Origin of the sequence: Clostridium sp. CX1, assembly GCF_025398335.1 — a bacterium.
In the GTDB taxonomy this organism is placed as follows: Bacteria; Bacillota; Clostridia; order Clostridiales; family Clostridiaceae; genus Clostridium_AM; species Clostridium_AM tanneri.
In genome coordinates, this window is sequence record NZ_JAODOO010000025.1 from 1 (window position 1) to 19,486 (window position 19,486).

Annotated in this window: 19 protein-coding genes; 17 read left to right on the forward strand and 2 right to left on the reverse strand. The window is 32.3% G+C overall.

All coding sequences use genetic code 11. From position 1 onward, the window contains the following. Positions 1-148 precede the first annotated feature (148 nt). Both N4T77_RS18685 and N4T77_RS18690 read left to right on the forward strand, forming a co-directional pair. Entirely contained in the window at positions 149-436 is a 288-nt protein-coding gene (locus N4T77_RS18685) for a putative quinol monooxygenase (RefSeq protein ID WP_261673382.1), read from the forward strand. 205 nt (positions 437-641) lie between these two features. Beyond that, entirely contained in the window at positions 642-1,634 is a 993-nt protein-coding gene (locus N4T77_RS18690) for a Gfo/Idh/MocA family protein (protein ID WP_261673383.1), read from the forward strand. Between the two features lie 139 nt (positions 1,635-1,773). Here the strand turns inward: N4T77_RS18690 and N4T77_RS18695 are convergent, their stop codons facing one another. Beyond that, positions 1,774-3,495: a methyl-accepting chemotaxis protein gene (locus tag N4T77_RS18695; RefSeq protein WP_261673384.1), complete on the reverse strand. Its 1,722-nt coding sequence runs from the start codon at positions 3,493-3,495 to the stop codon at positions 1,774-1,776. A gap of 291 nt (positions 3,496-3,786) precedes the next feature. On the opposite strand from N4T77_RS18695, the gene N4T77_RS18700 reads away from it, so the two are divergent. Next, positions 3,787-4,206, forward strand: coding sequence for a GtrA family protein (locus tag N4T77_RS18700; RefSeq protein WP_261673385.1), 420 nt, complete (start codon positions 3,787-3,789; stop codon positions 4,204-4,206). 107 nt (positions 4,207-4,313) lie between these two features. Here the strand turns inward: N4T77_RS18700 and N4T77_RS18705 are convergent, their stop codons facing one another. Then, the gene (locus tag N4T77_RS18705) at positions 4,314-4,745 is read right to left on the reverse strand and encodes a hypothetical protein (RefSeq protein WP_261673386.1); all 432 of its coding nucleotides are present in this window, start codon (positions 4,743-4,745) and stop codon (positions 4,314-4,316) included. Between the two features lie 369 nt (positions 4,746-5,114). Here N4T77_RS18705 and N4T77_RS18710 point away from each other — a divergent pair, with 369 nt between their 5' ends. The 14 genes from N4T77_RS18710 to N4T77_RS18775 all read left to right on the forward strand — a co-directional run bounded on the left by N4T77_RS18710 (position 5,115) and on the right by N4T77_RS18775 (position 19,432). After that, complete coding sequence (locus N4T77_RS18710; protein WP_261673387.1) at positions 5,115-6,098, forward strand: efflux RND transporter periplasmic adaptor subunit; 984 nt, start codon at positions 5,115-5,117, stop codon at positions 6,096-6,098. Between the two features lie 19 nt (positions 6,099-6,117). After that, on the forward strand, positions 6,118-6,771 hold the full coding sequence (locus N4T77_RS18715; protein ID WP_261673388.1) for an efflux RND transporter periplasmic adaptor subunit: 654 nt from the start codon (positions 6,118-6,120) through the stop codon (positions 6,769-6,771). A 14-nt stretch (positions 6,772-6,785) separates the two neighbouring features. Continuing rightward, positions 6,786-8,369: a DHA2 family efflux MFS transporter permease subunit gene (locus N4T77_RS18720; RefSeq protein ID WP_261673389.1), complete on the forward strand. Its 1,584-nt coding sequence runs from the start codon at positions 6,786-6,788 to the stop codon at positions 8,367-8,369. Next, positions 8,341-8,817 (forward strand): MarR family winged helix-turn-helix transcriptional regulator, encoded by a 477-nt coding sequence (locus N4T77_RS18725; RefSeq protein ID WP_261673390.1) that lies wholly within the window; start codon positions 8,341-8,343, stop codon positions 8,815-8,817. The genes N4T77_RS18720 and N4T77_RS18725 overlap by 29 nt, the downstream gene beginning before the upstream one ends. Before the next feature lie 444 nt (positions 8,818-9,261). After that, positions 9,262-10,245 carry an efflux RND transporter periplasmic adaptor subunit gene (locus N4T77_RS18730; RefSeq protein ID WP_261673391.1) on the forward strand — a complete coding sequence of 328 codons (984 nt, stop codon included), beginning with the start codon at positions 9,262-9,264 and terminating at the stop codon, positions 10,243-10,245. A 19-nt stretch (positions 10,246-10,264) separates the two neighbouring features. Then, positions 10,265-10,918, forward strand: coding sequence for an efflux RND transporter periplasmic adaptor subunit (locus N4T77_RS18735; protein WP_261673392.1), 654 nt, complete (start codon positions 10,265-10,267; stop codon positions 10,916-10,918). Positions 10,919-10,933: 15 nt separating this feature from the next. After that, positions 10,934-12,505 (forward strand): DHA2 family efflux MFS transporter permease subunit, encoded by a 1,572-nt coding sequence (locus N4T77_RS18740; RefSeq protein ID WP_261673393.1) that lies wholly within the window; start codon positions 10,934-10,936, stop codon positions 12,503-12,505. Beyond that, positions 12,495-12,953, forward strand: coding sequence for a MarR family transcriptional regulator (locus N4T77_RS18745; protein ID WP_315903184.1), 459 nt, complete (start codon positions 12,495-12,497; stop codon positions 12,951-12,953). The genes N4T77_RS18740 and N4T77_RS18745 overlap by 11 nt, the downstream gene beginning before the upstream one ends. A gap of 195 nt (positions 12,954-13,148) precedes the next feature. Then, positions 13,149-14,648: a spore germination protein gene (locus tag N4T77_RS18750; RefSeq protein ID WP_261673394.1), complete on the forward strand. Its 1,500-nt coding sequence runs from the start codon at positions 13,149-13,151 to the stop codon at positions 14,646-14,648. 5 nt (positions 14,649-14,653) lie between these two features. Beyond that, positions 14,654-15,808 carry a Ger(x)C family spore germination protein gene (locus N4T77_RS18755; RefSeq protein WP_261673395.1) on the forward strand — a complete coding sequence of 385 codons (1,155 nt, stop codon included), beginning with the start codon at positions 14,654-14,656 and terminating at the stop codon, positions 15,806-15,808. A 3-nt stretch (positions 15,809-15,811) separates the two neighbouring features. Further along, the gene (locus N4T77_RS18760) at positions 15,812-16,021 is read left to right on the forward strand and encodes a hypothetical protein (RefSeq protein ID WP_261673396.1); all 210 of its coding nucleotides are present in this window, start codon (positions 15,812-15,814) and stop codon (positions 16,019-16,021) included. Between the two features lie 7 nt (positions 16,022-16,028). After that, positions 16,029-17,114: an endospore germination permease gene (locus N4T77_RS18765; protein ID WP_261673397.1), complete on the forward strand. Its 1,086-nt coding sequence runs from the start codon at positions 16,029-16,031 to the stop codon at positions 17,112-17,114. A 135-nt stretch (positions 17,115-17,249) separates the two neighbouring features. Further along, entirely contained in the window at positions 17,250-17,927 is a 678-nt protein-coding gene (locus N4T77_RS18770) for a response regulator transcription factor (RefSeq protein ID WP_261673398.1), read from the forward strand. Beyond that, positions 17,924-19,432 carry a sensor histidine kinase gene (locus tag N4T77_RS18775; protein WP_261673399.1) on the forward strand — a complete coding sequence of 503 codons (1,509 nt, stop codon included), beginning with the start codon at positions 17,924-17,926 and terminating at the stop codon, positions 19,430-19,432. Before N4T77_RS18770 ends, N4T77_RS18775 begins: the two co-directional genes overlap by 4 nt. Positions 19,433-19,486: the final 54 nt, after the last annotated feature.

Sequence of the window (19,486 nt, forward strand, 5' to 3'; positions counted from 1 at the left end):
AGACAAAAAACACTAAGTTTATACTTAGTGTTTTTTTATGTTGTTAAATAAATGAAGTTTTATTAAAAACTATTAGATTATAATGAATAGAATTTTTGGAGAGGTTATGCTAAAATAAAGATATATTTCTAAAAGGTGGTAATTTGTTATGATTAAAGTTGTATCCAAAAATTATGTTAAGGCAGACAAGGTAGAGAAATTTAAAGAATTAGCTGCTGAGTTAATTAAAGAAAGTGTGAAAGAGGATGGATGTGTGGCTTATAGTCTTTATGAAGACGTTAGCGATAGCACAATTCTAACTTTTATAGAAGAATGGAAAGATGAAGCTGCTTTAGACTTTCACAGAAATACACCTCATTTTAAAAGAATAGTACCGCAATTAGCAGAACTTCATGAAAAAGCTAAGGATTTGAACTTATATAAAAGTTGTTTCTAATTTTAACGAACAAATTTATAGAAATTAGTAGCCTCATCCTATAAACATAAAAGGATGAGCTTTTTTATGTTTACAAGATGAGACTATTGATATAGTATAATAGGATAAATTCTAACTGAGCCTATTTTTATATTTAGCATTGATAATAATAATTTATGATATAGTCAATGGTAATAAAATAATTAACCGCTAGGAGGATTTAAGTATGGTTAATTTTGCAGTTATAGGTACTAATAAAATAACAGATGAATTTATAAAAGCAGCTAGTTTAATAGAAGATTTCAAACTAAATGCTGTCTATTCTAGAACAGAAGAAGGAGGCAGAGCCTTTGCAGAAAGGTATGGTATAAAAAATGTATTTACCGACTTACAGGAGATGGCAAAAAGTGATTGCATTGATGCGGTGTATATAGCAAGCCCTAACTCTTTTCATTCAGAGCAAGCTATTATATGCTTGAATAACAAGAAACATGTTCTTTGTGAGAAGCCAATTGCTTCTAATGTCAGTGAATTAAATTCTATGATACTAACTGCCAAAAGTAATGATGTTTTGCTGATGGAGGCTATGAAAACTACATTTTTACCTAATTTTAAAGCCATAGAAAATAATATACATAAACTAGGGAAAATAAGAAGATACTTTGCAAGCTACTGTCAGTATTCTTCAAGGTATGATTTATATAAGGAAGGAAAAGCTGTAAATACCTTTGACCTTAAGTTTTCTAATGGGGCAATTATGGATATAGGAACTTATTGCATTCACCCACTGGTTAGGCTTTTTGGTATGCCAAAGGATATAAAATCTACTGCATTGAAATTGCCTTCAGGAGTTGATGGGGAAGGTAGTCTAGTTCTTTCTTATGAAGATATGGATGGGGTTATAATGTATTCAAAAATAACAGATTCACATGTTCCTTGTGAAATACAGGGAGAAAAGGGTAGTATGATAATTGACAAAATTAATAATACAGAAAAAGTACAAATTATATACAGAAACGGTGATGTAGAGGATTTATCTGTGCCGCAGCTAAAGGATACAATGTATTACGAAGCTAAGGAATTCATTGACCTAATAAAAAACAACGAAAAGCAATCTGAGGTGAATTCATATAGCCAGTCTTTAAAGGTTATGAAGATTATTGAGATCTCTAGAAAAGAAACAGGAATCATATTTCCAGCAGATAATAAATTAGTTTAATATAAAAAGATAACGTTACAAAAATCATCTATTTGTGAAACTTTAAAAACCCCTACTTTTATGAACTTATTAAGTAACTAGAATTACTTCATAAAAAATAGGGGTTTTTATATTTATAGAAGATTAAAAATTAGTTAGTTTAAACTTTAAATCCACTAGTTAGTTTACTTAACTTTTTAGCCATATCTGATAGACTCTCTGTAGTCTTCTCGATTTCAGTCATAGTACTTAATTGTTCTTCAATGCTAGAACTAATATTTTCAGTACTTGCTGCTATTTCGCTGGCAGTAGTAGCTATACTGCTTATGGCTTTTTCCATCTCTTTGGTACTTTGTGCATTAGTTTCTGTTGCATTATCAATATCCTCTATTTGAGCAACAATATCCTGAGTATTTTTAATTATGTTCTGCATAATTTGTCCAACTTCAGAAGCCTTAGATACTCCAAGAGATACCTTTTCTTCAACTTGATTAACTGAATCTACAGCAGAAGCTGATTTTAATTGATTTTCCTGAATTAAATCAGATATCTGTTTAGCAGCTGAGTTACTTTCATCTGCAAGTTTTCTAATTTCATCTGCTACTACAGTAAAGCCTCTACCGGCTTCACCAGCACGGGCAGCTTCAATGGCAGCATTTAGTGCCAGTAGGTTAGTTTGAGCAGATATTCCTGTAATTATCTCAATTATATCCCCAATCTTTTTTGAAGAATGATCTAATTCATTTATCATGACAGATACTTCCTGTGATGATGATGCTATATTTGTTATAGAAGAAACAATTTCAGATATTTTAGAAGCCCCCTCCTCCGCTGCATCCTTTGCCTTTTTACTATTTTGCCTGGTGTTTTTAGTAGCAATAGAAGTTGCCTCTGAAAATCTAGCTGCTTCCTCAAGATGGCCACTAGTTTCCTCAGAAACTGCGGCACTATCTGAAGTGCTGGAGGTTATTTCTTCAACAGTACTAGATATTGTGTCGAGAGATTCTGTAGTTGTTCTTGTTGCTTTTGTTAATTCTTCACTCGATGTAGTAATAATCTCAGCAGAGTCGGAAACCTCCTTAATAATTGTATGAAGCTTATCCACAAATGTATCGAAAGCTGAACTAAGTTCTCCTATTTCATCCCTGCTTTCATAGCCTATTCTTTGAGTTAAATCACCATTATTTTCAGATATTTCTTTTAGTCTTTCTGTAACGTTTCTGACTGGATGAACAACTGCTGATATTATGACCTTAGCTAAGATTAATGTTAAAATAGCACACAGTATAATAAGTGAGATTAATCCAATTACAGTATTCTTATAAACAGCTTTGCTCTCATCATAAGTTCCCTTTGCTTCAGCAACCTGTTTGTCAATAATTTCCTTAAGGGATATAATTAAGTCACTTTTTGACTTATCTAATTTTATCATCTCAGTAGGAGGTCCAGCTTGAGCAGCATCAGTACCTTGTGATCTTACTACGCCTATACCATTTTCCTTTATAAAGGTATCGGTAGAAGCCTTAAATTCATTGAGATTCTCAAAGACAGTTTTGTAATTAGGATCTCCTTTGTATTTAGATAATCTTTCTTCTACACTAGATACAGTTGAAATAATATCCTCCTGTATTGGTTTTTTAGAAGCATCATCAGTTTGATCCATTAAGTTATTCTCCCTAGTCCTAATATACTCAATATCAGATCTTATAGTTTCAAGATACACAATAGGTACAAGCCTTGTATCATTCAACTCAGTAATCATTGAGTTAACTTTAGAGATTTGTTTTACTCCTACCAAGGCTATTATTATTAAAAATACTAGGAAACTGATAGAAAGTAAACCAATCTTTTTTCCAAGTTTGATGTTTTTGAAAAAGTCCATATAAGGTATCCTCCTAAATTAATATGTTTAGTTATCCTTAGTTATTTTTGAAACTAAAGCTATTTACTATTAAAAGTTCACAAATGTTTAATAATAGTATATATTGCCAATGTTACAGATTGGTTACAGTTTTTAAATTAAATTATAAAATCATGGAAGTATGGATAAAAGAAAGGATATAGTAGAAAATATATGTAAGAGCGCTGGTGAGTTTAGGCGGGTATAAACAGACTTCTGTAGAATTTGAGGAACAACAGAGATTTATAACTAAGAAAGAGAGTGATAAAAAATATGAAATTAGGAGTTAACTTAACTGGTTATCTGTTTCTAGAAAAGGCGAGACAATTAAGTCGTTTTTCTTTAGTAGGAGCACTAAATACTCTTATAGATTTTGTTGTATTTACAATATTCCAAAGTTTATTTGGAGTGAATTATGTTGTGAGTCAGATAGCAGGGTATAGTTTTGGAATTGCCAATAGTTTTATATTTAATAAAAATTGGACCTTTAAAAATAAGAATAGATATAAAAAAATAACTTATGAGTTTTTACAGTTTATTGGAGTTAATCTATTCTCACTTACAATTACGTTGATAGCTATTAGGATTTTAGTAGGTAATTTTCAATTCAATGTATATACATCAAAGGTGATAGTAACTTTAATAGCCCAATTAACTAACTTTCTTGGTTATAAGCTATGGGTATTTAAATAAATACTAAATTATAATAGGGAATATAATCGGAATTTAGCAAAAAGATATAAAAAGAGCTTCTTCAAGTTATATATTTTATTTAACTTAAAGAAGCTCTTTTTATATTTTCACGCACATATATATTCCTTTAGTATACAATTAATCTTACTAATTGTTGACTTTTGACCTGAATAAATTCTGAAGACTAATTTTTTTTCTACAAAACTTAAAAATTTTTTATTCTTTATATTTAGTAAATATATCTTATCCACCAGTTGATCATAGAAAAAGATATCTATATCGCCGTAATTAAAGGAGATTAGCTCATGATTACTATTTATGGGAATGAACATAATTCGTTTATCTGTTACTGCCAGAATACACTCAACTTTTAAAGTAGAAGGAACTTCTATGAAAGTATCAATAGACATACGAGCCATATTATAGATAAGCTCTGTTCCAAGTGGTAACCTAACAATTCCTTTTACTCCGTAGATAAATTCTTCATTATATCCTTTGTAATCGTTTAAGTTAATCTTTTTACTTGTAGAAGAAATCATAATATCAGCTCCCCTAAAAGCTATATATATATATTATAATATTTCAAAGTAAATTCGTCAATTAATGTTTAGAATTTTCAGAAAATAGTTTCAGCAATTAGTTTAAATTTAAAAAGTAATTCACAGTTATTTCACACTGGAATAATAATCCTGGATATAACTCAAATTACCTCGTGAAACCGTATACAAACATGCATAAAGTAATCTTGCTATAATATGCAATATTATCATTGAAAGTTACAAAAAATTAATATATAATTAATAATGTTGGTAAGCGAACAATATGTAAAAGAATAGTTTGTGTAAAACCAGAAGCTACATAGTAGCTTTTAGTTTTTAGTAATGAAATATTGCAAAGGGAGGCTTAAAATGAAAAAAACTACTTTATTTTGTGTAATTATAGCAATGCTTTTAACAGGTTGTGGTTCAGCTAATGGAACTAGTGTTAAAAATAATGTGCAAACAACTAAAAGTACACAACAAAACAATAGTAATCAATTTATAATGGGAGGAAAGATTGCAGCAAATACCCAGGCAGATATAACTTCTAAAATATCAGCTAAGGTTTCAGAAATAACTGTTGATCTAGGCTCAAAAGTTAACCAAGGTGATGTAATTATAAAATTAGATACACAGGATTTGCAGGCACAGGTGGAACAGGCACAAGCAGCGGTAAACACAGCAAGAGCAAGTTTAGCCAATGCTCAAAATAGTGTACGTCCTGAACAAATTGCATCAGCACAAGCTACTTTAGATAGTGCAGCGGAAAATTATACTGTGACTAAAAAGAATTACGATCGTATAAAGGCCTTAGTTGATACGGGAGCAGCAGCACAGCAACAGCTTGATACAGCACAGCAGCAGCTTGCAGCAGCAGAGGCTCAGCAGAAGAATGCACAAGAGCAATTAAATATGCTAAATAATGGTCCTACAAGATCTAGTATAGAGGTCTATCAAGCACAAGTTAGCCAAGCTGAAGCGGCTTTAAAAGTTGCTCAGACAGCACTGAATAATGGTACTATTGTTTCACCTATTTCAGGTACTGTAAGTGCAAAAAATATTAATGTAGGAGAATTAGCAGGAGCTGGAGCAAAACTCTTATCAATAGTTAACTCTGAGGCTTTATGTGTAAATTCATATGCACCTTTAGAAATTATTAATGATCTTAAAGAGGGACAAGATGTAGTTATTAAGGTATCAGAATTACCAGATAAAGAGTTTACAGGAAAGATAACTGTTATAAACTCAAAGTTAAATGATCAAAGCAGAAATATATTAGTTAAAGTAAGTATAGAAGATCCAAAGGCATTATTAAAACCAGGAATGTTCGCACAAATTGGATTGAAAAAATAAAGAGGTAGGTGATTTTAATATGAAAGATAAGCGTAAAGGGCTAATTATTGGAATATTAATAGCAATTGTAGCAGCATTAGGAGGAATAGGAGCTTATTACTGGTATCAAAATACTTATTATGTATCAACAGAAGATGCAAGAGTTGGTGCAGACTTAGTTAGCGTAACTCCTCAAATTTCCGGAAAGTTACTAGAACTTAATGTTCAAGAAGGAGAGACAGTTACTAAGAATCAAATACTAGCTCGCCAGGAAATGAATAATCTTCCTGATTCAAGTGTGGATCAATCTTTAGTGAGATCACCAATTAACGGTATAGTTGTTAAGAAACAAGGTACAGTGGGAGAGTCGTGGTCATCAGGGCAAACGATGTTTACTTTAGTAGACCCAAACAATCTTTATATAAGTGCTAATATAGAGGAGACAAAGCTTGGCAAGGTAAAAGCTGGACAACCAGTTGATATAACTATAGATCAATTTGGATCACAAAAGTTTACAGGAAAGGTTAAGTCAATAGGAGAAGCAACAAATTCTGCACTATCATTACTTTCAGCATCAACTAGTGGTACCTTCACAAAGGTAGTTCAGAGGGTACCTGTAAAAATTCAACTTGATAAGTTTAACAATAAGATACTTCCAGGAACTAACGCAGTTGTTAAGATTCATATTAAGTAACGAGGTGACATGTAGTGAAAGAAAATAATAAAGGGTCACTAGATGCTTGGCTGGCGATGAGCGTAATCATAATTGGTACATTTATGTCTATATTAAGCAGTAGTATAATTAATGTTGCCCTCCCTAAGATGATGTCGGTTTTTGGAGTATCTCTAGATGATATAAAATGGGTAATGACCGCCTACACCTTGGCACTGGGAGCAGTTATTCCTATAACAGCATATTTGCAAGAAATATTTGGTGCTAAAAAGGTATATACTTTTGCATTAGCGATGTTTACAATCGGATCAGCCTTATGTGGATTTGCATGGAGCAACTCAAGTATGATAGCCTTCCGTGTATTCCAAGCTATTGGTGGAGGTATGATGCAGCCTGTTGGAATGGCTATAATATATTCCATATTCCCTAGAGAGAAAATAGGGCTTGCACTTGGAGTTTACGGTATAGCAGCTATGGCAGCACCGGCTATAGGGCCAACTTTAGGTGGATTAATTATAGAAAAAATGGACTGGAGACTTATTTTTAGTGTTAACTTTCCTATAGGAGTAATAGGTGTAATATTAGCTATACTTCTGTTGAAAGATGAACCTAGGAAGCCATTTAAGTCTTTTGATATAATAGGATTTTTATCTTCTACAATAGGTATAGTAAGTGTACTATATGTTCTTGGAAAATGGTCAACAATAGACTGGGGAGATATAAAAAACCCAATATTATTGACTGTAGGATGTTTAAGTCTTGTGCTATTTGTAGTAAATGAGCTTACCCATCCAGATCCTCTACTAGATTTAAGAGTTCTTAAATTATTTGATTTTAGTGTAAGTTTAGTTATAACCTCTGTTTTAACCTTAGCACTAATGGGAGGATCCTATGTACTGCCCTTATTCCTACAAAATGTAAGGGGCTATACAGCTATGGAAACAGGACTTATTATGCTGCCAGCTGCACTGGTGATGGGAGTTTTGATGCCAGTAAGTGGAGCCCTTTTTGATAAATTGGGAGCAAAGCCAGTAGTTATACCAGGACTTATTATATTAGCTGTTTCATCTTTTGAACTTTCAACAGCTATAAATATGAATTCAACTAAAGAATCAATAATGCTTATTTCTTGTATAAGGTCTATTGGAATGGGGCTTGCCATGATGCCTATTAGTACTGTAGGAATGAATGCTGTAAAAGGAGAAATGATTCCAAAGGCTTCCGCTCTTAATAATACTATAAGACAGATTGCAAGTTCCCTTAGTATAACTATAATGACAGTGCTTATACAGTCAAAAACAAATTATAACTACTCAAAGCTATCAGAGCAGATAACTATCTATAACAAAGCTGCTAATGATACTATAAGCACATTGACAAAAATGTATATGCATTCAGGTCTGCCTCAGGGAACTGCCAAGGTGTCGGCTTTATCCCAGATAGCTAAAATGATTCAAGCTCAGGCATACTTAGATGCTATGGCATATTCTGTTGCTGTAACTGCTGCTATAGTAGTTGTAGCTATACTATTAACTCTACTTATGAGAAGCAATAAGAAAGTAAAAAAACCAAAGGTGGAGGGAAAGCTTAATGAAGGAGGAGCAGCAGTTCTTGAATGATAAACTAAGAGAAGAACAGGTTGAAAAAATATTTAATATAAATAAAAACATTCAGAAGAATCTTAGAGTTAGGCTTGAAAAACTTGCAAAACAATATGGTCTGACGGCACAACAGCTTAGTGTAATATTCAAGATATATGAAACTCCAGCTATAACTCTTCATGAGTTAAGTAGTCATATGAGGCTAACAAAAAGTACGGTTTCCGGTATAGTAGATCGCTTAAATAGACAAGGGATTATAGTTAGGGAAATACCTAAAGATAACCGTAGAATTGTAAATCTATCAATTTCTGAAGAATTTAAAAAAAATAATGACATATATAATATAAAGAAAAAATTCATAAAAGACTTAGTACTTAATTCTGAGGATAATAGCTCTATAAATATGGAAAGAATTATAGATGGCTTAGAGGAATTCAATTTACTTTTGAAGGACACTGATTTTTAGTTAGACATGTATGGTATTAAAGGGGTATTCTAAGATAAATATTAAAAAGAAGTATGTAGTTTGGATTAAAATTAGTACAAACTATATACTTCTTTTTTATGTTATATCTCCATTCTGATATTAATATGACATAATAACCCATGGTTAAAGTTGTATATTAATATGTTTTAATAGATGAAACTATAATTACCAATAAAATGAGAATTTTCGACATAAAATCACATGAAAACATCTGCAAATCACGTTGAATCACATGATTTGTTGTTGAAATTTACAAAAAGTTAATATATAATGAGGAATGCTGATAAACGAACAATATGTGTGAGAATGGTTTGCATAAAAAGAGACTAAATTTAGATATAGGTAGCACATAGAAATTCTTTTATCATCTAAATAATCTAGTATATTAAAAATTGAACATTGTAATTATAAGGGAGGCTTAAAATGAAAAAAACTGCTTTATTTTGTTTAGTTACAGCAATACTTTTAACCGGTTGTGGTGCTTCTGGTGTAACTAGTACAAAAGACAATAAACAAACAACTAAAAGCATACAACAAAACAATAGTAATCAATTTATAATGGGAGGAAAAATTGCAGCGAATACCCAGGCAGATATAACTTCCAAAATATCAGCTAGGATTTCAGAAATAACTGTTGATATAGGCTCAAAAGTTAACCAAGGTGATGTAATTATAAAATTGGATACACAGGATTTGCAGGCACAGGTGGAACAGGCCCAAGCAGCGGTAAATACAGCAAGAGCAAGTTTAGCAAATGCTCAAAATAGTGTACGTCCTGAACAAGTTGCATCAGCACAAGCTACTTTAGATAGTGCAGCAGAAAATTATGCTGTGATTAAAAAGAATTATGATCGTATAAAGGCCTTAGTTGATACAGGAGCAGCAGCTCAGCAGCAGCTTGACACAGCACAGCAGCAGCTTGCAGCGGCAGAGGCTCAGCAAAAAAACGCACAAGAGCAGTTAAATATGTTAAATAATGGACCTACAAGATCTAGTATAGAGGTCTATCAAGCACAGGTTAGCCAAGCTGAAGCGGCTTTAAAGGTTGCTCAGACAGCACTCAATAATGGTACTATTGTTTCACCTATTTCAGGTACTGTAAGTGCAAAAAACATTAACGTAGGAGAATTAGCAGGAGCTGGAGCAAAACTCTTATCAATAGTTAACTCTGAAGCTTTATGTGTAAATGCATATGCACCTTTAGAAATTATTAATGATCTTAAAGAGGGACAAGATGTAGTTATTAAGGTATCAGAATTACCAGATAAAGAGTTTACAGGAAAGATAACTGTTATAAACTCAAAGTTAAATGATCAAAGCAGAAATATATTAGTTAAAGTAAGTATAGAAGATCCAAAGGCATTATTAAAACCAGGGATGTTCGCACAAATTGGATTGAAAAAATAAAGAGGTAGGTGATTTTAATATGAAAGATAAGCGTAAAGGGCTAATTATTGGAATATTAATAGCAATTGTAGCAGCATTAGGAGGAATAGGGGCGTATTACTGGTACCAAAATACTTATTACGTATCAACAGAAGATGCAAGAGTTGGTGCAGACTTAGTTAGCGTAACTCCTCAAATTTCTGGAAAGTTACTAGAACTTAATGTTCAAGAAGGAGAGACAGTTACTAAGAATCAAATACTAGCTCGTCAAGAAATGAATAATCTTCCTGATTCAAGTGTAGATCAATCTTTAGTGAGATCGCCAATTAACGGTATAGTTGTTAAGAAACAAGGTACAGTGGGAGAGTTATGGTCATCAGGTCAAACGATGTTTACTTTAGTAGACCCAAATAATCTTTATATAAGTGCTAATATAGAGGAGACAAAGCTTGGTAGAGTGAAAGTTGGACAAGTAGTTGGTATAACTATAGATCAATTCGGATCACAAAAGTTTACAGGAAAGGTTAAGTCAATAGGAGAAGCAACAAATTCTGCACTATCCTTACTTCCAGCCTCAACTAGTGGTACTTTCACAAAGGTAGTTCAGAGGGTGCCTGTAAAAATTCAACTTGATAAGTTTAATAATAAAATCCTTCCAGGAACTAATGCAGTTGTTAAGATTCACATTAAGTAATGAGGTGATGTTATAATGGAAGAGAAGAAAAGCAGCTTATTAAATAGTTGGTTGGCCTTAAGCGTAGTTATAATAGGTACTTTTATGTCTATACTAGATAGTAGTATAGTTAACATAGCTCTTCCTAAGATGATGGCAGTTTTTGGGGTACCACTGGATGATGCAAAATGGATATTAACTTCTTATACACTTGCCCTTGGAGCAATTATACCATTAACAGGATACTTGCAGGAGATTTTTGGACCTAAAAAAATATATATGTTTGCCCTGGCAATGTTTACATTAGGATCACTATTATGTGGATTTGCTTGGAGCAATACAACTATGATAGTATTTCGTATAGTTCAGGCTATTGGCGGTGGTATGATAATGCCAGTAGGAATGTCTATAATATATCAGATATTTCCTAGGGAAAAAATTGGGCTTGCTCTTGGTTTTTGGGGAATAGCAGCTATGGCAGCTCCTGCCACAGGTCCAACATTAGGTGGATATATTATTGAAAAGATGGACTGGAGACTTATATTTACAGTTAACGTTCCTATTGGAATAGTTGGTGTAATATTAGCCGGTATTTTATTAGAAGGTACGGAGAAGAAGCCTTTTAAATCCTTTGATGTAATAGGATTTTTATCATCTACAATTGGTTTAGTTAGTGTACTATATGTTCTTGGAGAAGGTTCTTCAATAGATTGGGGAAAAATCGAAAACCCAATTTTAATGACACTTGGTTGTTTAAGTCTTGTGTTATTTGTAGTAAATGAACTTACTCATCCAGAACCCTTATTAGATTTAAAGGTTCTCAAGCTATTTGATTTTAGCATTAGCTTAGTTATAAGTTCTGTTTTAACCTTGGCTTTAATGGGTGGCGCATATGTATTGCCTCTATTTTTACAAAACGTAAGAGGGTATACTGCTATGCAAACAGGTCTTATTATGCTGCCTTCTGCATTAGTTGTTGGAGTCATGATGCCTATAAGTGGTAGTCTTTTCGATAAATTTGGAGCAAAGCCAATTGTTATACCTGGACTCATAATACTAGCTATAAGTTCTTATGATCTGTCAACGGCCATAAATTTGAATTCCAGTAAAGAGACAATAGTACTTATTAGCTGTATAAGATCTGTAGGGTTAGGGCTTGCTATGATGCCAATTAGTACTGTAGGGATGAATGCCGTTTCAAGGGAGATGGTTGGAAAGGCCTCAGCTCTTAATAACACTATAAGACAGATAGCAGGTTCCCTTAGTATAACTATAATGACCACACTTATACAATCAAAAACAGACTATAATTATTCAAAACTGGCAGAACAAATAACTACTTATAATAAGACATCTAATGATACTATAGGTTTACTAACAAAGACATACATGCATGCAGGTTTGCCGCAGGGAACTTCTAAAGGAATGGCAGTGTCCCAGTTAACTAAAATGGTTCAAGGGCAAGCTGCAATGGATGCTATGGCCTATTCTGTTGCTGTAACTGCTGCCATAGTAATTGTAGCCATACTTTTAACCTTATCTATGCGTGACAGTAAAAAAGTAAAAGAGCAACAAGACAAAGGAGGTACAGTAGCTATTGAACAATAAATTAAGAGAAGAGGAAGTTGAGAGAATACTTAACATGTATAGAAGTGTTCAAAGAAATTTTAAAAGCAGGTTTGAAAAAGTTGCAAAGCAATATGGATTTACCTCACCTCAACTTGCTGTTATATTCCAACTACATGAAACACCATCTATAACACTTAACGAGTTAAGTAACCATATGAGATTAACAAAAAGTACAGTCTCAGGTATAGTGGATCGACTTACAAAACAAGGGGTTGTAATTAGAGAAATACCTAAAGATAATCGCAGAATTGTAAATCTATCAATTTCTGAAGAATTTAAGAAAAATAATGATATATGTGCTATTAAGAAGAGGTTTTCTCAAGAATTAATATGTGGTTCTATAAATAATTCTAATTCTGTAGATATTGAAAAAATCATCTGCGGGTTAGAAGAACTTAATTTACTTTTGAAGAATAGTGATGATTAAAATAACAAAAAAGAGATGTCAGTAATACGTAAATATGTATTATTGGTATCTCTTTTTTATTGTGGAATATTACCTAAAAACTAAAAGAATGTTTATTATTAATTAAAGTTACAAATAATAGGTAACAAGTCATAAAGAAATTATATTTAAGTAAACCAATAATAGACAGGAGAATGAAAGGAATCTGATATTGAGATGAATATTAGTTGTACATTAACTTTAAGTAAATCTCTTGAAAATAACATTTTAGCATTTAAAAATATTTTCCCTGATGACAGAATGTTAGTTATCAGAAGACTTGAAAATAAATACTTGTCTGCTGCAAAATGCTGTGTAATTTATTTTCAAGAAATGGTAGACAATGAATTGATAAATGAAAATATAATACAACCTATTTTGGGAAATAATTTATCTGAAGGAATAAGTTGTGACAACCTTTTACAAGATATTCAAGATAAAGTTATTGCAGTAAATGGTGTTATTATGTCAGAAGATATTAATATAATACTAGATTCTTTAATATCTGGAGATACAATTTTTTTATTGGAAGGATATGAAAAAGTTCTAATTATAGCTTCAAGGGGCTATGGAGGAAGAGCTATAACAGAGCCAGATTCATCTAGGTCTGTTAGAGGACCGCGAGCTGGTTTTACAGAATCAATTAATGTAAATATATCTCTAATTCGACGTATAATAAGAACTCCAGATTTAAAGCTTAAATTTAAAGAACTTGGTGAGAGAACGCATACCAGGGTTTGTATCTGCTATATTGAGGGAGTAGCCTTAGAAGGGATATTAAAAGAGGTTGAAAAGCGTTTAGACCAAATTCAATTAGATGGAATTCTTGATTCAGGATATATTCAGGAGCTAATAAGGGACGCACCATTTTCGCCCTTTGAAACAGTAGGTTATAGTGAAAAACCAGATGCTGTTGCAGGAAAGCTGTTGGAAGGTAGAATTGCTATTTTAGTTGATGGAAGTCCATTTGCATTAACAGCGCCTTTTATAATTGCTGAAGTAGCCCAGATTAGCGAGGATTATTATAATAATTATATTTTTGCTTCTATTAATAGATTTATTAGAATTACAGCTGCTATCTTTTCAGTGTCAATTCCTTCATTATATTTGGCAGTGGTGACATTTCATCAGGAAATGCTGCCTACGCCGCTACTATTAAGTATTTCCGCCGGGCGGCAAGGTGTACCTTTTCCTACTGTTCTATCATTGATTGTGATGCTAGCACTATTTGATTTATTAAGAGAAGCAAGTGTAAGAATGCCTGCATCAGTAAGTGAGGCAATTAATATTGTAGGTACACTAGTAATAGGTCAGGCGCTAGTAGAAGCTAAACTTGTAAGCCCTATTATTATAATTATAACTGCTTTGACGGGAATATTATCACTATTAAATATCAGTATGGTAGGAGCAGCAATGGTTTTGAGAACCCTTTTAATAATATCAACCTCTATTCTTGGAATATATGGTTTTTTACTTGGCCTTATTCTTACGCTTATACACCTTATGAGTATAAGATCCTTTGGAGTTCCATATATGCTAAATCTATCTACTGTGAAAAATCATGATTTTCAGGATGTATGGATACGGGTACCTTGGTGGGAAATGACTTTAAGGCCTAAAATAATGGGTGCTAAAAACTTGATAAGACAACCAATAAGAAAAAATAAAAGGAAATGACAACTATGCAAAAATTTAAATTTAGATTTCTTTTGTTAATAATCCTCATTAGTTCGATACTATTTGTTGGTTGCTGGAATTATCGGGAGATGGACCAGTTAGCTATTGTTGCAGGAGCTGCAATAGATAAAGATGAATATGGAGATATTTCTATGTTAGTAGAGATTGTAGAATTTAGTAATGAAAAGGACTCTAAAATTTCTCATAAAACAATCTCCATTAAAGGAGCAACAATATTTGATACTGCTAGAAATGCTATTTCAGTTTCAGGGAAAAGGCTCTATTGGGCTCATGCAAAGGTTATTGTTATAAGTGATCAGGTAGCAAGAGAAGGAACTATAAAAATTATAGACTGGATTAACCGTGACTCAGAAACAAGGTCTAATATAAACATATTGATTGCGAAAGGGAATTTAGCAAAGGAGATATTACAGTCTGGAGGAAACAAGAGCAATATTAAATCCTTTGAAATAGCAAGAATTCTTAAAAATCAAGTATCTTTATCGAAGGCACCACGGGTAGAGAGTTGGGAGCTTGTGAATAGTATAATTGGTAAAGGAATATCTGCAGTTGCTCCTACAGTACAGCTTAAAACTATTAACGGTGAAAAATCCCCGAGTGTAATGGGCACTGCGATTTTCAGCAAGGATAAGCTTGTAGGATTTCTAGATGATAAGGAAACAAAGGATATGCTTTTTATTCAAGACAAAGTAAAGGGAGGTGTATTAGTTAGTAGGGAGAGTGAAAATAATAAAGATATACCGGTTTCTTTGGAGATATTTGACAATAAGACTAAAATAAAGCCTATTTTAGAAGATGGGAATATTAGATTTAATGTAAATGTTAATGTAAATACAGCAATTGATGAAATTGGTGGAAGTGCAGATTTCATTGGGGAGAATGGTAGTAGCAAATTGGAACAGTCTTATGAGAGAACGATGGAAATTCGAATAAAAAAATTAATCACAAAAATTCAAAAAGAATATGGTGTTGATATATTTGGATTTGGAGCACGGCTAAAGGAAGATAAGCCGAAGACATGGAGAGCAGTTGAGAAGAATTGGCAAGAAAGCTTTCGAACTATCCATGTAGATGTAAAGGTTAATGTTTATATACGTAATAGTGGAATATTATCAAAACCGTTAGAAGAAGGAGATTAAAATATGGTATTATTAGTGGTTGTTGCATATGCATTGATAGCTATTTATGAGTTTTTGCCATTATATAAACAGAAGCAATGGAGGGATTTTCAGGTTAATAGTGTTCTGTTTTTTTTATCCTTTGTGATAGCTGTGCTACTATGCTTTAAAGTTCATATACCAAGCCCAGCAGAGCCAATAAAGGTGTTAATAACTTCAGTATTTGGAAAGTAGGATAAATATGCGTAAGGAACAAATCACCATAAAAGAAGGAATTTGTATTTTAATAATTTTTATTATGGGAAGCACGTTTATTGTTGGGGTGGGAGGAGACGCTAAAAATAGTGCATGGATATCTGTAATTTTAGGTGCAATCTTGGCAGTTCCAATGATGTTGGTATATGGAAGAATAGCTTTACTTTTTCCAGGAAAAGATTTATATGATATCCTTGAAACAGTATTAGGAAAAACTTTTGCTAGAATAGTTTCAGTAATATACATATGGTATATTTTTCACCTAGGGGCACTAGTCATACGAAACTTTGGTGAGTTTATAAATGTTACAACACTGCCAGAAACACCGATGATTGTATCTATGTTTTATTTGGGAATAGTTTGTGTGGTTTCAGTCAAATCTGGTATCGAAGTGATAGGAAGAATTAGTGCCTATGTTCTCCCAATTATAGTATTAATTTTAGTTATAGTACAAATACTAGGGATATCTATACTTAATTTTCGTTACCTTAAACCAATTATTGGAAACGGGTTTATTCCTATATTAAAAGGTGCTTTTTCTGCTTTTTCATTTCCTTTTGCTGAATCAGTAGTATTTATGGGTATACTCTTTTCTGTAAAAAATCAAAAGTCTCAGTATAAAATATTATTTTCTGGATTAGTTTTTGCAGCAGTAGTGATTACGATTCTAACAGTCCGAAACACTGTTGTATTGGGGGAAGGGATGAATATACACTACTTTCCTTCTTTAGAGGCAGTAGGGCGGATAGCAATAGGTGAGTTTATAGAGAGAATTGAAGTCAGCGTTTCTATAGTATTTGTTTTTGGAGTTTTTGTAAAAACATCTATATGCTTGTTAACTGTATGTAGGGGCATAGCAAAGGTATTTAATCTTGATGATTATCGCTCTATTGTAATACAAACAGGGTTACTAATGATATACTTAGCCCACATACTTTATAGTAATACTATGGAAATGAGATATTGGGCATTTAAGGTTTATAAATATTATGCATTTCCATTTCAAGTAATTATACCGTTATTGTTATTATTAATAGCAGAGCTTAAAGTACGTAAAAAGCAGGCAGCTTAAATAACTATACCAAGATAGATATTTGAAATTACTATATTTCCTCCAAGAAGAAAAGACAAAAATTCTTGTAACGAAATTGTAATAAAAATGTATTATAATGAAATTAGTAAAAACTTTTCTGGAGGTATATATGTTATGAATGGTAAAAAGATACTAGTAGTTGATGATGAACCTTTAATAAGAAAACTTGTAACAGATTTTCTTAAAAAATCAGGATACATTACTATTGAAGCTGATGATGGAAGAAAAGCCTTAGATTTATTTTCTCAAGAAGAGGATATAGATTTAATAATTCTTGATGTGATGCTTCCAGAATATGATGGATGGACTGTATGTAGAGAAATTAGAAAAAAGTCAAAAGTTCCAATTATAATGTTAACTGCCAGAGGAGAAGAATTTGATGAGCTTTTTGGTTTTGATATTGGAGCAGACGAGTATATTGCTAAGCCATTTAGTCCTAATATATTAATAGCAAGGGTAAATGCTGTTCTTAGAAGGGCAGTTCCAGCAGACAATAATCTTAAAGAATTTAGTGGATTAACAATTGATCAAAATGGAAGGCAGGTAGTAATAGAAGGGGCTACCGTTGATTTAAGTCCAAAAGAGTACGAGTTATTAAATTATCTTGTTGAGAATTACGGAAAAGCATTAAGCAGAGAACAGATATTAGATAAGGTGTGGGGATATGATTATTATGGAGATTTGAGGACAGTGGATACACATATAAATAGATTAAGAATAAAGTTAGATTCAAAAAGCAATTATGTTCAGACTGTTAGAGGTTATGGTTACAGATTTGAGGTTGAGAAATGAATAAATCTATAAAATCAAAGCTATTTATCTCTATAACCTTTCTACTAATATTTTTTATTCTTCTTCTATGTATATTAAATAATTTGTATCTTGAACAATACTACATTAATAAAAAGAAAAACACACTTATAGAAAATGCGAAGAAGCTTGCAAGTATGTACAATGGAAACATTGTAGATCTGCAGGATGAATTGGATAGAACAGCCAATATAACTGGTAGTAATATTGATATTCATGATGAGAATGGAGTTCCAGTATACAGTTCATCACGTAGAGAAGTAGAGGAAAAAAATATAATAAGAGGCGGGGAAAGGTTTGGGGTTAAACAAAAAAAAGAACCCCCACCAAATTACTCTCGTGATGACGATATGGTACAGGAATATGCTGAGGGAGAATATATCTTTGAGCCAAGAAGAGATACGAAAATGAAGATTGATTTTCTTACGCTTGTAACAAAACTAAGTAGTGGGGATGTACTTACTATAAGAGTACCCTTAGTTTCAATAACAGAAAGTGTGGATATTGCAAATAGATTTATCATTATTACGGGGATTGTAATTATAATTTTAGGCAGTCTTTGGGCATATATATTTTCAAAAAGATTCACAAAACCCATATTAGAGCTAAATAATATCGCCAGAAACATGGCTAAGTTTGATTTTGGTGAAAAATGTAAGATAAGTGGTGAAGATGAGATTGGACAACTTGGACAAAGCATTAATTACTTATCTGACGAATTAGATAGTGCAATTACGGAATTAAATATAAAAAATAAAAAGCTTGAAGAGGATATTGAGAAAGAAAGAAAAATAGATGAAATGAGAAAAGAGTTCGTTTCTAGTGTATCCCATGAATTAAGAACTCCTTTATCGGTAATACAGGGATACGCAGAAGGCCTTATAAGTAACGTTGCAGAAAGTGAAGAAGATAGGAAGTTCTATTGTGATGTTATTATGAAAGAAACGGACAAAATGAATAAGCTAGTAAGAGACTTATTAAATCTTTCTCAAATAGAGTCTGGATATTTTCAAATTGAAAAAACCGAATTTCATTTAGTATCCTTGATGGAATATGTGATTAATAAATATAAATCTAATTTTGAAGAAAAAAATATTCAAATACAATTTGAAGCTGGGGAAAGGGTTACAGCTTATGGAGATATGGTAAGGATTGAACAAATACTTACAAACTATATTAATAATGCAATTAATCATATAGACGGTGATAGAATTATTAAAATAAGCAAAGAGTTTAACAATGATAAGGTAAGAGTAAATGTGTTTAATACAGGAAAGGCTATACCACAGGAATCACTTGACAAGATATGGAATAGCTTTTATAAAGTAGATAAGGCTAGAACAAGAGCCTATGGAGGGTATGGTCTAGGACTTTCTATAGTTAAGGCTATACAGGATTTGCATCATAATTCTTATGGAGTAGAAAACATGGACGGTGGAGTGAATTTTTGGTTTGAGGCAGATAAGGCCGAACTAAGCAAACTTTAGAAAATTACAGAAAAAATAGGGGCTAACTGTTAGAAGGCATGGAGTATAATAAAA